The organism is Bradyrhizobium sp. Leo170 (assembly GCF_004296405.1).
Classification (GTDB): Bacteria; Pseudomonadota; Alphaproteobacteria; order Rhizobiales; family Xanthobacteraceae; genus Bradyrhizobium.
The window spans coordinates 1-14,276 of the sequence record NZ_PSRR01000228.1; the positions used below are offsets into that span (position 1 = coordinate 1).

Below are 14,276 nucleotides of genomic sequence, written 5' to 3' on the forward strand. Positions count from 1 at the left end.
CCAATCCGCCTTTGAGAGCGATCCCGGGTTACGCTCGCGCTTCACCCGGGCTACGGCAATAACTACGCCACCGCGGGCAGGATGCGTGGGCTCACGACATATTCCTTCAACACCTTGTCGTGAGTGTCGACCTCGGTGAGAACCACGTCGTAGCTCCAGAGATCGGCGAGGTGCTGCAGCACGCGCCGCGCATCGGTTTCGACCAGTTGCGATCCCTTGACCACGGTGTGGCGCAGCATCAGCCGGCGGTCGCCTTCCAGGTCGACATCGACGACCTCGATGTTGGGATCGATGAAGCCGACATCGTATTGCCGCGCCAGTTCGCGGCGCACGCGGCGATAGCCGCGCTCGTCATGGATGGCATCGACGCGGATGCCGGCGGTCTCCGCGGGATCGTCATGCAGATGGAACAGGCGCAGACGCCGCACCAGCCGCGGGCTCAGGAACTGTCCGATGAAGCTCTCATCGCGGTAATTGGCCCAGACCTCGCGCAGCACGCCCATGACATCGCCCCTGCCCGCGATGTCAGGAAACCATTCGCGATCCTCGTCCTCCGGCTCGGTCACGATCCGCTCGATGTCCTGCATCATCGCAAAGCCGAGCGCATAGGGATTGAAGCCGGAGAAGCGGGGATCGTCGAAATCCGGCTGGAACACGACGTTGGTGTGCGACTGCAGGAATTCAAGGAAATTGCCGTCGGAAATGCGGCCCTGCTCGTGCAGCCGGTTCATGATGCTGTAATGGACGTAGGTCGCGGTGCCCTCGTTCATCACCTTGGTCTGGCTCTGCGGATAGAAATACTGCGCGATGTGGCGGACGATGCGCAGCACTTCGCGCTGCCAGGGCTGCAGCCGCGGCGCGGTCTTCTCCAGGAAGTACAGGATGTTTTCCTGCGGCAGCCCGAGCAGGATACGGCGGCGCTCCGCGGTCAGCGCGGCCCTGGTCTTCGCGGGTCCGGTCGGCACCGTACGCCAGAGATCGTTGAAGGCGCTCTCTTCGTGCGCGCGACGCTCGCCGGCGCGTTTCTCCTCTGTGCGCAGGTCGAGCTTCTTCTTGCCGGGATAGCGATCGATGCCGTGCGACATCAAGGCATGGGCGGCGTCGAGCGTATGCTCGACCGCCCGCCGGCCGTGGCGATCCTCGCAGTGCGAGATATAGCCCTTGGCGAATTCGAGATAGTCCAGGATGCCGTCGGCATCGGTCCACTGCTTGAACAGGTAGTTGTTCTTGAAGAAATGGTTGTGGCCGAAGGCTGCGTGCGCGATCACCAACGTCTGCATGGTCGCGGTGTTTTCCTCCATCAGGTAGGAAATGCACGGCGAGGAGTTGATCACGATCTCGTACGCCAGTCCCATGTATCCTTTGCGGTAGGACGCTTCCTGAAAAGCGAAATGCTTGCCGAACGACCAGTGCTTGTAGAACAAGGGCATGCCGACCGACGAATAGGCGTCCAGCATCTGCTCGGCGGTGATGACCTCGATCTGGTTGGGATAGACGTCGAGGCCGAGCTCCGACTTCGCGATCTCCTCGCAGGCATCGTGGACGCGCTGCAGCGTGCGGAAATCCCAGTCGGCGCCGTCGAACAGCCGCTCACCCGTCTTCGTCATGGCGTGGCCTTCTCCTGCTTGCCGCGACGCTTGAACAGGTCCTGGAACACCGGGAAGATCTCGCTGCGCTCGCTCACCTTGCGCATCGCGAGCGGCGCGCCCTCGTTGCGCAAGCGCTCGTAAAGGGTCCAGAGCGAGGAGTCCGGCATGTCGAAGGTGTAGTTGGCGGCCTCGCCAACCTCGAGATAGGCAAAGAACTGGGTGACCGGGAGGATATGCTCCGTGAGCAGCCGTCCGGTCAGGAGGCTGTCGGAGGTCATGTTGTCGCCGTCGGAGGCTTGCGCGGCGTAGATGTTCCATTCAGCCGGTCTAAACCGGGTGCGGACGATATCGTGCATCGCCTGCAGCGCGCTCGACACCAGCGTGCCGCCGGAAGCCGGTCCATGGAAGAATGTATCCTCGTCCACCTCTTCGGCGCGATCGGTGTGGCGGATGAACACGATCTCGACGTGGCGATAACGCCGCTTCAGGAATACGTAGAGCAGCATGTAGAACCGCTTCGCCAGGTCCTTCATGTGCTCCGACATCGAGCCCGACACGTCCATCAGGCAGAACATCACGGCTTGCGCCACCGGCTTCGGCACGGTCTCGAAACGGCGGTAGCGGATATCGATGGGATCGATGAAGGGGATCCGTTTCGCCTTGGCCTTCAGCGCCGCGATCTGCGCCAAGAGTTCGGAGCGTCGCGGCTCCGCTGCCTCGGCCGCCTCCGCCTCGAGCTCGGCGATCTGCTCCGGCCGCGCCGGCGCAGCGCGACGCGACGCGCCAGCGCGAGCTTGACGGTGCGACTCACCGAGATGTTCGCGGGCGAACCTGAGGTGGTGTAGCCGGCGCGATGCAGGCCTTCGCTCTCCGCCTCCGCGAGCTTGCGCTTGGCGAGGTCGGGCAATTCCAGGTCGTCGAGGAAGAGGTTGACGAACTCGTCGCGGCTCAGGACGAAGCGGAACGCATCTTCGCTGTCGCCCTCGCCCGGCCCCGTTCCGCGGCCACCGCCCTGGTTCGGACGCGGCAGGATATCGCCTTCGATGAACTTCTTGTTGCCGGGCAGCACCATGTCGCGGGTGCCACCCTCGCGGCGGAAGCGCGGCTCGTCCATGCCGTCGAGCGGTATCGATATCTCGCCGCCTTCCAGCACATCCTTGATGTCCCGGTCCTGCGACGTCTTCTTGACGGCTCCCTGAACCAGGGCCTTGGCCCGCCTCAAGAACCGCTGTCGGTTCTCAAGGCTCTTGCCGCCCGGATTCAGGCGCCGATCGACAATATGCATCGTCACTTTGCATCCGCCTTAGCCAGCCTGCTTCACGCGCATATACCATTCGACGAGACGGCGGACCTGGCGCTCGGTGTAGCCGCGTTCCACCATCCGCGCGACGAAGTCGTCGTGCTTCTTCTCGGTCTCGCCGTCCTTCTTCGAACCGAACGAGATGACCGGAAGCAGATCCTCGACCTGCGAGAATATCCGCTTCTCGATCACGTCGCGAACCTTTTCATAAGAGGTCCAGTTCGGGTTCTTACCACCATTATGCGCCCGCGACCGCAGCGAGAATTTGACGACTTCGTTGCGGAAATCCTTCGGGTTGGCGATGCCGGCCGGCTTCTCGATCTTGGTCAGCTCCTGGTTCAGAAGCTCGCGGTTGAGCAACTGGCCGGTGTCGGGATCCTTGAAGTCCTGATCCTCGATCCAGGCGTCGGCGTAATCGACGTAGCGATCGAACAGGTTCTGGCCGTAATCCGAGTAGGATTCGAGATAGGCTTTCTGGATCTCGTTGCCGATGAACTCCGCGTAGCGCGGGGCGAGATCGGCCTTGATGAATTCGAGATAGCGCTTCTCGACTTCCTCGGGCAGTTGCTCGCGGCGGATCGAATGCTCGAGCACGTACATCAGGTGCACGGCATCGGCCCCGACCTCTATCGTGTCGTGGTTGAAGGTGGCGGCGAGCACCTTGAACGCGAAGCGCGTCGAGACACCGTCCATGCCTTCGTCAACACCTGCGGCATCGCGATATTCCAGGACGCTGCGCGCCTTTGGATCGGATTCCTTCAGGCTCTCGCCGTCATAGACCCGCATCTTCGCGAACAGCGTCGAGTTCTCGTGCTTGCGCAGGCGCGACATCACCGAGAAGCGCGCCAGGGTCTCCAGCGTCGCCGGCGCGCAAGGTGCGCTGGCAAGCTCGGAACCCTGGATCAGCTTCTCGTAGATCTTCTGCTCCTCGGTGACCCGCAGGCAGTAAGGCACCTTGATGACGCAGATGCGGTCGATGAAGGCCTCATTGTTCTTGTTGGCCTTGAAGCTCTGCCATTCCGCCTCGTTCGAGTGTGCGAGGATGATGCCGCCGAACGGGATCGCTCCGATATTCTCGGTGCCGATATAGTTGCCTTCCTGCGTCGCCGTGAGCAGCGGATGCAGCATCTTGATCGGCGCCTTGAACATCTCGACGAATTCGAGGATGCCCTGATTGGCGCGATTGAGTCCGCCCGAATAGCTGTAGGCGTCGGGATCGTTCTGCGCATAGGTCTCGAGCTTGCGGATATCGACCTTGCCGACCAGCGAGGAGATGTCCTGGTTGTTCTCGTCGCCCGGCTCGGTCTTGGAGACCGCGATCTGCCGCAGCCGAGACGGCTGGATCTTGGCGACGCGGAATTGCGAGATGTCACCGCCGAAGGCTTCGAGCCGCTTATAGCACCACGGGCTCATCAGCCCGGTGAGGCGCCGCTGCGGAATGCCGTACTTCTCCTCCAGCATCGGCCCGAGCTGATCCGGATCGAACAGGCTGAGCGGGCTTTCGAACACCGGGCTCAGCTCGTCGCCGGCTTTCAGCACGTAGATCGGATGCACTTCCATCAATGCCTTGAGTCGCTCGGCGAGCGATGACTTGCCGCCGCCGACCGGTCCGAGCAGATAGAGTATCTGCTTGCGCTCTTCCAAGCCTTGCGCGGCGTGACGGAAGAAGCCGACGAGCCGCTCGATCGTATCTTCCATGCCGTAGAAGCCCGCGAATGCCGGATAGGTGCGCATCGTGCGGTTCATAAAGATACGGCCAAGGCGAGGGTCCTTGGCCGTGTCGATCATCTGAGGCTCGCCGATCGCAGCCAGTAGTCGTTCTGCCGCATTCGCATATCGCATCGGATCACTTCGACACGACTCGAGATATTCAGCCATCGACATATCGCTCTGGCTTCGAGCCTCGAACGACCTAGCGAAAGCGTTGAACAGAGAATCGTTGTACATGATCCCTCTCCACGGTATGTTGCGCCGCCTTACGAGAACGAGCCGGTTTGCCGAAACGTTCCTCGAATCACGGTCGGCATGCTGGAGCTATTGGACACTCGCCAGCCTCCCTTCCGCAATGCGCGGCGCAAGCAGCCGCTGCCTTATCAACAAGCAGCCAGCCTAATAGTTCATCAAAAACGCGATTTGTCATTTACTTTCTTGGCCATGTAGCTGGTCCGCCACATCCGTGATTCTACCGGAGGACCGACAAAGACCAGGCTTCCCTGCCATCAGCAAATGCCTTTCTGACCGCCTTTCGGCTGCCATCGCGCAGCTCCTTCACGCCCACGAACTGCCACAGGTTTGAACGCATCCGGCTTCTGCCGCGACTAAGTCAAACCCGTCAGCACATCGTGACGCGGCATCGTCGGCGCGTCGATCGAGGTGGCGTGTATCATTTCATATAGATCGCTTGCGTTCGCTGAACAGATCATGAAGCGTATTTTATTCTCCGTTCATCTAGTTGTCGCAGCCGCAATGCTCGCGGGAATTAGCCACAGTCACGCCGAAGATGGCGTCGACAGCGCCAAGACCGCAGCTTTCGACAACAGGATATTCGCGGGCCCGCTCGCCGAAAAGACCTACGCCTGCTTCGTGCGCCGTTATGACGCCAGTCATCTGGCGCAACATCTGAAGCAGAAAGTCAGCGCGATGAAACTGTTGGTGACGGCGGAGAACGCGCGGGAGGAAAAAACCACCAGCTACTCATTCCGCCTTGGAATTAAGTACCATCACCGCACCGGCAATTTCGACTCCAGCAGCTTTTGCGGCCATGTTGTCACAGAGGACGCGCGCAACGAAATCCGTTTCGGCTGCGGCGTCGATTGTGAAGGCGGCGGCATTAATGTGGCACTGTCCAAAGACGACAAGCCCACCATCATCCGCCTTGAGCGGATCAGGATTTGGAATCGCGACAAGCCGGACCAAGAGGCCGAAGACGCGCTCATCGCCGGCGCGGACGACAAGATCTTTCGCGTCGATCGCGCAGACGCGGAAGAATGTGCCGAGCTTGTGACCGACCGCCGGGAACTCACCGCCATCAGACACAAATGATACGCTCGCGAAGTGGATCATACGCTCGTCGGCCAGCCAACTCAATCGAGGGAGGGTGCCATGCATCGACGCAGCATCTTGTGGGGCGTGGTGTCAGGCTTAGGCGCCCTTGCCGGCTCACGCGCCCGCGCCACCGAGGCGCCATCGCCTCCGGCCAAGCTCAAGGTGGTCTATCACCTGAGCGACCTCGAGAAGGTCGACTTTGTGCTCGGCAACATCCAGAACCATTTCGACGGCGTCGGCGGCCCCGAGAATGTTACCATTGCGCTGGTGGTCCACGGACCGGCGCTGCGCGCCTTCCATTCGGCCGCCGCCAATCCCGACCTGTCGCGGCGCGTCCAGCAGTTTTCCGGGGATGGCGTCGAGCTTGCCGCCTGCGGCAATACCATGAAATCGCAGAATGTCAGCCTGAAGGAGCTCCTCCCCGGCTTCGTGGTCGCCGACAAAGGCGGCGTCGTCCGCCTCGCCGAGTTGCAGTCGCAGGGCTACCTGTATCTCAGGCCGTGAACAGTGCACCGCACCGTCATAAAATTGTTCAGAGTTCGCGGTTGCATCGGATCAAATCCAAGGGATCAAACCGGTCCGGGTGGAGTTGTCTCCTTTTGATGCGCATATTCGCCTTAGGCAGCCCTTTCCGCCCCGTGTTGACAATCCGGTCCCGCCCCAGAAAGCTGCTGGGGAACCCGTCCACCGACCCGATCAAGCAGAAACAGGCATCATGAACCCCGTCAAAACACTCGAAAACCACGGCCAATCGGTCTGGCTGGATTTCCTCGCCCGCGGCTTCGTCGCCAAAGGCGACCTCAAGAAGCTGATCGACGAGGACGGCGTCAAAGGCGTCACCTCCAACCCGTCGATCTTCGAGAAGGCGATCGGCAGCTCAGACGAATATGACGGGGCGATCGGCCATGCGCTGAAGAAGGGCGATCGCCCCGTCGCCGAACTGTTCGAGCATCTGGCAATCGAGGATATCCAGCACGCCGCCGACGTGCTGCGACCGGTCTATGACCAGCTCAACGGCAAGGACGGCTTCGTCAGCCTCGAAGTGTCGCCCTATCTGGCGATGGACACCAAGGGCACCATCGCCGAAGCGCAGCGGCTCTGGAAGGAGGTGCGGCGCAAGAACCTGATGGTGAAGGTGCCGGCGACGCCGGAGGGACTGCCCGCGATCGAGCACCTGATCGGCGAAGGCATCAGCATCAACATCACGCTCCTGTTCTCGCAAAAGGTCTATCGCGAGGTGGCGGAGGCCTATCTGAAGGGCCTGGAGAAATACGTGAGCGCCGGCGGCGACCCATCGCACATTGCGAGCGTGGCGAGCTTCTTCGTCAGCCGCATCGATTCCGCCGTCGACAAGCAGCTCGACGACAAGATCGCGAAGGCCAACGATCCCACCGAGAAGGAGCGGCTAGCGTCGCTGAAGGGCAAGGTCGCGATCGCCAACGCCAAAATGGCCTACCGGGATTACAAGCAGATCTTCGCCGGTCCGCGCTGGGAAAAACTCCTGGCAAAGGGTGCCAAGCCGCAGCGGCTCTTGTGGGCCTCGACCGGCACCAAGAACAAGGAATATAGCGACGTCCTCTATATCGAGGAGCTGATCGGCCCCGACACGGTCAACACCGTGCCGCCGGCGACGCTCGACGCCTTCCGCGACCATGGCAAGGTGCGCGACAGCCTCGAGGAGAACGTCGAGGACGCGCAGCGTGTGCTCGACGAACTGGAGAAGTCCGGCATCTCGCTGGACGCGATCACCGCCGAGCTGGTCAAGGACGGCGTCAGGCTGTTCGCCGATGCCGCCGACAAGCTCTATGGCGCCGTCGCGTTCAAGCGCGCGACCTCGCTCGGCACCGGCATCGACGGCCAGCAGCTCAAGGTCGGCGGCGAGCTTGCCAAGGCAATCGAAGAGAATACCGAGGAATGGCGCGCCTCGGCCAAGGTCCGCCGGCTCTGGCACAAGGACAAATCGGTCTGGACCGGCGAGGACGAGGACAAATGGCTGGGCTGGCTGACCAGCCCGGCGAAGGCCGACATCGCCGACTATGAGGATTTCGCCGAGCGCGTGAAGGGCCAGAAATTCACCGACGCGGTCGTGCTCGGCATGGGCGGCTCCAGCCTGGGGCCGGAGGTGCTGGCGGAGACCTTCGCCAAGAAGACCGGCTTCCCCAAGCTGCACGTGCTCGATTCCACCGACCCGGCGCAGGTGCGGGCGATGGAAGCGGCGGTCGATATCTCCAAGACGCTGTTCATCGTATCCAGCAAGTCTGGCGGCACCACCGAGCCGAACGTGATGAAGGACTATTTCTTCGACCGCGTCTCCAAGGCGATCGGCGCCGCCAAGGCCGGCCACCGCTTCATCGCGGTGACCGATCCCGGCTCGTCGCTGGAGAAGACGGCGAAGCGGCAGGGCTTTGCCCGCATCTTCTACGGCGAGCCCACGATCGGCGGCCGCTACTCCGTGCTCTCCCCCTTCGGCCTGGTGCCGGCCGCTGCCGCCGGCTTCAATGTCCGCAGCCTGATCAAGCATACGCTGTCGATGGTGCGCTCCTGCGGCGCCGACGTGCCGCCGCACGAGAACCCGGGTGTGCAGCTCGGGCTCGCGATGGGGCTCGCCGGCCTCGAAGGCCGCGACAAGGTGACGATCACCTCGTCCAGGAAGATCGCCGATTTCGGCGCCTGGGCCGAGCAGTTGATCGCCGAATCCACCGGCAAGGACGGCAAGGGCCTGATCCCGGTCGACGGCGAGACGCTGGGCGAGCCTAGTGCCTATGGCGACGACCGCTTCTTCATCGACCTCCGCACCGAGGGCGAGGACGACGCCGAGCATGACGCCAGGCTCGACGCGTTGGAGCAGGCCGGCCATCCCATGGCCCGCATCGTCCTGCCGTCGATCGACCATATCGGCCAGGAGTTCTTCCGCTTCGAAATCGCGACCGCGGTGGCGGGTTCGGTGCTCGGCATCAACCCGTTCAACCAGCCGGATGTCGAGGCGGCCAAGATCAAGACCCGTGAACTGACCGCAGCCTTCGAGAAGACCGGATCGCTGCCGGCCGAACAGCCGGTGGTCTCCACCGCCGAGGCCGACCTCTACACCGACGGGCACAACGCCGTCGAGCTGCGCAAGGCCGGCGCCGACGGCACGCTCGGCTCCTGGCTGAAGGCGCACCTGTCGCGCTCGCATCGCGGCGACTACGTCGCCCTGCTCGCCTATATGGAGCGCGACGAGGCGTTCATCGACGCACTGCAAAAGATGCGGCTCGCCGTGCGCGACAGCAAGCATCTCGCCACCTGCGCCGAGTTCGGACCGCGCTTCCTGCACTCGACCGGCCAGGCCTACAAAGGCGGCCCCGACAGCGGCGTGTTCCTGCAGATCACCGCCGACGATGCCGCGGACCTGCCGGTACCGGGCCAGAAGGCAAGCTTCGGCGTCATCAAGGCGGCGCAGGCGCGCGGCGATTTCGACGTATTGACCGAACGCGGCCGGCGCGCGCTCCGCGTCCATCTCAAGGGCGGACTGGGCCCGGCGCTGGCCACGCTGGACGCTGCGCTTAACGAAGCCCTCAACTAGAGCAGGATGAGATTGGATCGAGTACCGACCAAGATCGAGCGCCCCTCTCCCGCTTGCGGGGGAGGTGAAGCGAGCTCCAGTTTTCGGAATCGTGCTCAACAGTAAGGACATGAGAACATGCAGCTCGGCATGATCGGCTTGGGGCGGATGGGTGGCAACATCGTCCGCCGGCTGATGGCCCACGGCCACAGCGCCGTGGTCTACGACAAGGATCCGAAGGCGGTCGCCACGCTCGCCGCCGACAAGGCCGCCGGCTCCGCCTCGCTGGAGGAATTCGTGCTCAAGCTGGAGCAGCCGCGCACCGCCTGGGTGATGCTGCCGGCCGGCAAGATCACCGAGGCGACGATCGACGCGCTGTCGAGGCTGATGCAGCCGGGCGACACCATCATCGACGGCGGCAACACGTTCTGGCAGGACGACGTCCGCCGCGGCAAGGCGCTGAAGGAGCGCGGCCTGAACTATGTCGACGTCGGCACCTCTGGCGGCATCTGGGGCATCGAGCGCGGCTACTGCATGATGATCGGCGGCGAGAAATCCGTCGTCGATAGGCTCGACCCGATCTTCAGCGCGCTCGCGCCCGGGATCGGCGACATTCCGCGCACCCCGTCCCGCGACGGCCGCGACCCCCGCTTGAGCAGGGCTATATCCATGCCGGCCCCGTCGGCGCCGGGCATTTCGTCAAGATGATCCATAACGGCATCGAATACGGCCTGATGCAGGCCTATGCCGAGGGCTTCGACATCCTGAAGAACGCCAAGAGCGAGGCGCTTCCGCCAGATCACCGCTTCGATCTCGACATCGCCGATATCGCGGAGGTCTGGCGCCGCGGCAGCGTGATCCCGTCCTGGCTGCTCGACCTCACCGCGATCGCGCTCGCCGAGAACGCCACCCTCGATAATTATTCCGGCTTCGTCGAGGATTCCGGCGAAGGCCGCTGGACGGTCAATGCCGCGATCGACGAGGCGGTGCCTGCGGAAGTGCTGACGGCGGCGCTGTTTGCCCGCTTCCGCTCGCGCAAGGACCACACCTTCGCCGAAAAGATTCTCTCCGCCATGCGCGCCGGTTTCGGCGGCCACCGGGAGCCGCCGCAAGGCGCCAAGAAGAGCTAGGGAAGGCTTAACGATGACGAACGGTCACGCGCAAAAGAAACCCGACCCCTGCTCTTTCATCATTTTCGGCGTCACGGGCGACCTCGCGCACCGGCTGGTGATCCCTGCCCTCTATAATCTCGCCGCGACCAACCTGTTGCCCGACAAATTCTGCGTCGTCGGCGTTGCCCGCGGCGGCATGTCGAACGCGGATTTGAGCGCAAGCCTGATGAAGGGATTGCGGCAGTTCGCAACCCGCCCGGTCGACGAGGCCATCGCCAAGCGCCTGTTCGACTGCGTCACCGCGGTTGAAGCCGACCCGAAGGACCCTGCGTCCTTCGACGAGATGCGGGTCCAGCTCGACAAGGCGGAAGCCGCGCGTGACACCGGCGGCAACCGCCTGTTCTACCTCGCGACGCCGCCGGGCGCCTTCCTGCCGATCACCAGGGAGCTCGCCCGCACCGGCATGCTGAAGGAGAACGGCTATTGGCGGCGGATCGTGATCGAGAAGCCGTTCGGCACGAACCTGGACTCGGCGAAGCACCTGAACGCCGAGTTGCTGAAGCTCGTCGACGAGCATCAAATCTACCGGATCGATCACTATCTCGGCAAGGAAACCGTCCAGAACATCCTGGTCCTGCGCTTTGCCAACGGCATGTTCGAGCCGATCTGGAATCGGAATCATATCGACCACATCCAGATCACCGTCGACGAGAAGCTCGGCGTCGGCCATCGCGGCAGCTTCTATGATTCGACCGGCGCGCTGCGCGACATGGTGCCGAACCATCTGTTCCAACTGATGTCGCTGGTCGCGATGGAGCCGCCGATCCGCTTTGACGCGCATTCGGTGCGCACGGAGAAAGCCAATGTGCTGGCCGCGATCCAGATCCAGAGCGAGCAGGAGGCGTTGCACAATTCAGTGCGGGGGCAGTATCGCGGCGGCAAGATCGGCGACACCGCGATCGAGGACTATTGCAAGACCGCGGACGTCAAGCCTGGCAGCACCACCGAAACCTATGCTGCGCTCAAGCTCATCATCGACAATTGGCGCTGGGCCGGCGTACCGTTCTATCTGCGCACCGGCAAGGCCCTGGCCGCCAAGCGCACCGAGATCGCCATCAAGTTCAAGCAGGCGCCGTTCGCGATGTTCCGCGACACGCCGATAGACCAGCTCTCGCAGAACTACCTCGTGATCTCCACGGAGCCGACCGAGGGCATCGAACTGCAGTTCAACACCAAGGTTCCCGGCCCGACCATCAACATCGACGGCGTCGAGATGAAGTTCCGCTACAAGGATTACTTCAAGGCCGAGCCGTCGACCGGCTATGAGACGCTGATCTATGACTGCATGATCGGCGACAACATCCTGTTCCAGCGCGCCGACAGCGTCGAGGCCGGCTGGCAGGCCGTGCAACCCTTCCTCGATGCCTGGAAAAAGACCGGCGGCGCCGGCCTGCAACCCTACAAGGCCGGCTGCGAGGGCCCTGAGGCCGCCAACGCGCTTCTGACCCGCGACGGCCGTAGCTGGCGAAAGCTGGGTTGACGATGACCGCCGTCGGTCGCCGCCAGATCATCGTGGTCGCCGATCCCGCGGCGCTGGCGAAGGCCGCCGCCGAGCGGGTGCTGGCGCGGATGGCCGCGAACAGCGGCCGGATCGCGATCTGCCTGACCGGCGGATCGAGCCCGAAAGCGCTTTACCAATTGCTTGCGACCGAGCCGTACCACGCCAGGATCCCGTGGGACCGCGTGCACTGGTTCATCGGCGACGAGCGCTTCGTGCCGGTCGACGACCCTAGGAACAACATGGCGATGGCGCGGGGGGCATTCCTGGATCGCTACGCGCCCGCCCCCCACATCCATCCGATCCCGACCTATGCCGCCAGCCCCGATGAAGCGGCGGAACGCTATGCGCGCGAGCTGAAATCGTTCTACGGCGCGGAGGCGCTCGACGCAGCCCGTCCGCTGTTCGACCTGGTGCTGATGGGCATCGGGCCGGACGGACACACCGCCTCGCTGTTTCCGAACTACCCCGCGATCGAGGTGATCGACCAATGGGTGGTCGGCGTGCCCAAGGCCAATGTCGGACCGTTCGTGCCGCGCGTCAGCCTGACTTTGCCAACGCTGTCCTGCTGCCGCGAAATGCTGTTCGAGGTCGCCGGCAAGGACAAGCGCGCAATCCTGACCCGCGCGTTGTCCGGCGAGAACCTGCCGGCGAACCGCGCGCAATCCATCGGCGAGACGGTCTGGTTGATCGACGAGGCGGCGCGGCCGGAGAATTTTAGTGGCTGATCCGGCGACCTTCTGCGCCCTCGTCGTGATGGGCGTTTCCGGCTCAGGCAAGAGCACGATCGGCGAGACGCTTGCGAGGCGGCTCGGCTGGCGTTTCGAGGACGGCGACCGCTTTCACCCCGCAAGCAACGTCGCGAAAATGAGCGCAGGCCAGCCGCTCACCGATGACGACCGCCGCCCCTGGCTGCAGGCGATCGCCGACGAGATCGACCGCGTCTGCGAGGCAGGCCAGCGTGTGGTGGTCGCCTGTTCGGCGCTGAAGCATGCCTACCGCGAGATCCTCCTGCATGGACGGAGTGACGTCGGCATCGTCTTCCTCAACGGCACCGAGGCGCTGATCGCGGGCCGGCTCGCCCAGCGCAAGGGCCATTTCATGCCGCCGGGCCTCCTGGCGAGCCAGTTCCAGACCCTGGAGCCGCCGAGCCTAAGCGAACATCCGATCACCGTCTCGATCGACGCCACGGTCGAAGCCACCGTCGACGCCATCATCCGCCAAATCAAACCGGTAGTCCCATGACCCGCATCGCCCTGCTCGTTTCCGACGTCGACGGTACGCTGCTGACCAAGGAAAAGGTTTTGACCGACGCCGCCCGGGAAGCCGCGCAAAAACTGCATGCGGCCGGGATCGGCTTCACCATCGTCTCCAGCCGTCCCTCGATCGGCATGGGATTCCTGATCGAGCCGCTGTCGATCACGCTGCCGGTCGGCGCCTTCAACGGCAGTTCGATCATCGATCCGCAGCTCAAGCCCGTCGAGCAGCACCTGATCCCGCCGGCGACCGCGCGGCGAAGCATCGAGCTGCTGCGCGAATTCGGCGTCGACATCTGGCTGTTCACCAACGACCGCTGGCTGACGGCCAATCCCGACGGCGAATATGTCGCGCACGAGCGGCACACCATCCGGCACGACCCGACCATCGTCACGGATTACACGCCCTATCTCGACCAGGCCTGCAAGATCGTCGGCGCATCTTCCGACGCCCCGCTGCTCGCGCGCTGCGAAACCGCGATGCAGCAGGCGGTCGGCACCGAGGCGACCGCCGTCCGCTCGCAAACCTATTATCTCGACGTCACCCCGCCCGGCCACGACAAGGGCACCTTTGTCGAGGCGATGGCAAAACGATTGGGCATTCCGACCGAGGCGGTGGCGACCATCGGCGACATGCGCAACGATTTGCCGATGTTCGCCCGGAGCGGCGTTCAGTTTGCGATGGGCAACGCCACCGATGAGGTCAAGAGCCAGGCCAAGTTCGTGACCGACAGCAACGAGCGCGACGGCTTCGCCAAGGCGATCGAGATGGTATTGAACTATAACGAAACCGCTTGACCAACCCCATCACCGCTGTCGTTCCTGCGAAAGTAGGGACCCATAACCACAGGGAGATGTTGTGGCGCGAGCAAGCA

At 63.4% G+C, this 14,276-nt stretch carries 9 protein-coding genes and 2 pseudogenes; 8 read left to right on the forward strand and 3 right to left on the reverse strand.

From position 1 onward, the window contains the following. Positions 1 to 62: 62 nt before the first annotated feature. The 3 genes and pseudogenes from CWO89_RS29645 to CWO89_RS29655 form a co-directional block, all read right to left on the reverse strand. Positions 63 to 1,607, reverse strand: a complete 1,545-nt coding sequence (locus tag CWO89_RS29645; protein ID WP_130582116.1) for a SpoVR family protein — start codon at positions 1,605 to 1,607, stop codon at positions 63 to 65. Further along, positions 1,604 to 2,874: pseudogene (locus tag CWO89_RS29650) on the reverse strand (YeaH/YhbH family protein). The gene CWO89_RS29645 and the pseudogene CWO89_RS29650 overlap by 4 nt, the downstream one beginning before the upstream one ends. An 18-nt stretch (positions 2,875 to 2,892) precedes the next feature. Continuing rightward, positions 2,893 to 4,836 carry a PrkA family serine protein kinase gene (locus CWO89_RS29655; RefSeq protein ID WP_130582117.1) on the reverse strand — a complete coding sequence of 648 codons (1,944 nt, stop codon included), beginning with the start codon at positions 4,834 to 4,836 and terminating at the stop codon, positions 2,893 to 2,895. A gap of 474 nt (positions 4,837 to 5,310) precedes the next feature. Here CWO89_RS29655 and CWO89_RS29660 point away from each other — a divergent pair, with 474 nt between their 5' ends. The 8 genes and pseudogenes from CWO89_RS29660 to CWO89_RS29695 all read left to right on the forward strand — a co-directional run bounded on the left by CWO89_RS29660 (position 5,311) and on the right by CWO89_RS29695 (position 14,199). After that, entirely contained in the window at positions 5,311 to 5,931 is a 621-nt protein-coding gene (locus tag CWO89_RS29660; protein ID WP_130582118.1) for a hypothetical protein, read from the forward strand. A 60-nt stretch (positions 5,932 to 5,991) separates the two neighbouring features. Then, positions 5,992 to 6,438 (forward strand): DsrE family protein, encoded by a 447-nt coding sequence (locus tag CWO89_RS29665; RefSeq protein ID WP_130582119.1) that lies wholly within the window; start codon positions 5,992 to 5,994, stop codon positions 6,436 to 6,438. 211 nt (positions 6,439 to 6,649) lie between these two features. Next, positions 6,650 to 9,496: a bifunctional transaldolase/phosoglucose isomerase gene (locus CWO89_RS29670; RefSeq protein WP_130582120.1), complete on the forward strand. Its 2,847-nt coding sequence runs from the start codon at positions 6,650 to 6,652 to the stop codon at positions 9,494 to 9,496. 117 nt (positions 9,497 to 9,613) lie between these two features. Continuing rightward, positions 9,614 to 10,605 (forward strand): annotated as a pseudogene (gene gnd / locus CWO89_RS29675) (phosphogluconate dehydrogenase (NAD(+)-dependent, decarboxylating)). 13 nt (positions 10,606 to 10,618) lie between these two features. Then, positions 10,619 to 12,127 (forward strand): glucose-6-phosphate dehydrogenase, encoded by a 1,509-nt coding sequence (gene zwf, locus CWO89_RS29680; RefSeq protein ID WP_130582121.1) that lies wholly within the window; start codon positions 10,619 to 10,621, stop codon positions 12,125 to 12,127. Between the two features lie 2 nt (positions 12,128 to 12,129). After that, positions 12,130 to 12,873: a 6-phosphogluconolactonase gene (gene pgl, locus CWO89_RS29685; protein WP_130582124.1), complete on the forward strand. Its 744-nt coding sequence runs from the start codon at positions 12,130 to 12,132 to the stop codon at positions 12,871 to 12,873. A 28-nt stretch (positions 12,874 to 12,901) separates the two neighbouring features. Further along, positions 12,902 to 13,390, forward strand: coding sequence for a gluconokinase (locus CWO89_RS29690; RefSeq protein ID WP_130582123.1), 489 nt, complete (start codon positions 12,902 to 12,904; stop codon positions 13,388 to 13,390). Then, positions 13,387 to 14,199, forward strand: coding sequence for an HAD family hydrolase (locus CWO89_RS29695; protein ID WP_130582122.1), 813 nt, complete (start codon positions 13,387 to 13,389; stop codon positions 14,197 to 14,199). Before CWO89_RS29690 ends, CWO89_RS29695 begins: the two co-directional genes overlap by 4 nt. The last annotated feature ends 77 nt before the right edge of the window (positions 14,200 to 14,276 follow it).

Bases quoted from the DNA above. Each gene is read 5' to 3' on its own strand.
- CWO89_RS29645 (WP_130582116.1), bottom strand. From the start codon at position 1,607: ATGACGAAGACGGGTGAGCGGCTGTTCGACGGCGCCGACTGGGATTTC.
- CWO89_RS29655 (WP_130582117.1), bottom strand. From the start codon at position 4,836: ATGTACAACGATTCTCTGTTCAACGCTTTCGCTAGGTCGTTCGAGGCT.
- CWO89_RS29660 (WP_130582118.1), top strand. From the start codon at position 5,311: ATGAAGCGTATTTTATTCTCCGTTCATCTAGTTGTCGCAGCCGCAATG.
- CWO89_RS29665 (WP_130582119.1), top strand. From the start codon at position 5,992: ATGCATCGACGCAGCATCTTGTGGGGCGTGGTGTCAGGCTTAGGCGCC.
- CWO89_RS29670 (WP_130582120.1), top strand. From the start codon at position 6,650: ATGAACCCCGTCAAAACACTCGAAAACCACGGCCAATCGGTCTGGCTG.
- zwf (WP_130582121.1), top strand. From the start codon at position 10,619: ATGACGAACGGTCACGCGCAAAAGAAACCCGACCCCTGCTCTTTCATC.
- pgl (WP_130582124.1), top strand. From the start codon at position 12,130: ATGACCGCCGTCGGTCGCCGCCAGATCATCGTGGTCGCCGATCCCGCG.
- CWO89_RS29690 (WP_130582123.1), top strand. From the start codon at position 12,902: ATGGGCGTTTCCGGCTCAGGCAAGAGCACGATCGGCGAGACGCTTGCG.
- CWO89_RS29695 (WP_130582122.1), top strand. From the start codon at position 13,387: ATGACCCGCATCGCCCTGCTCGTTTCCGACGTCGACGGTACGCTGCTG.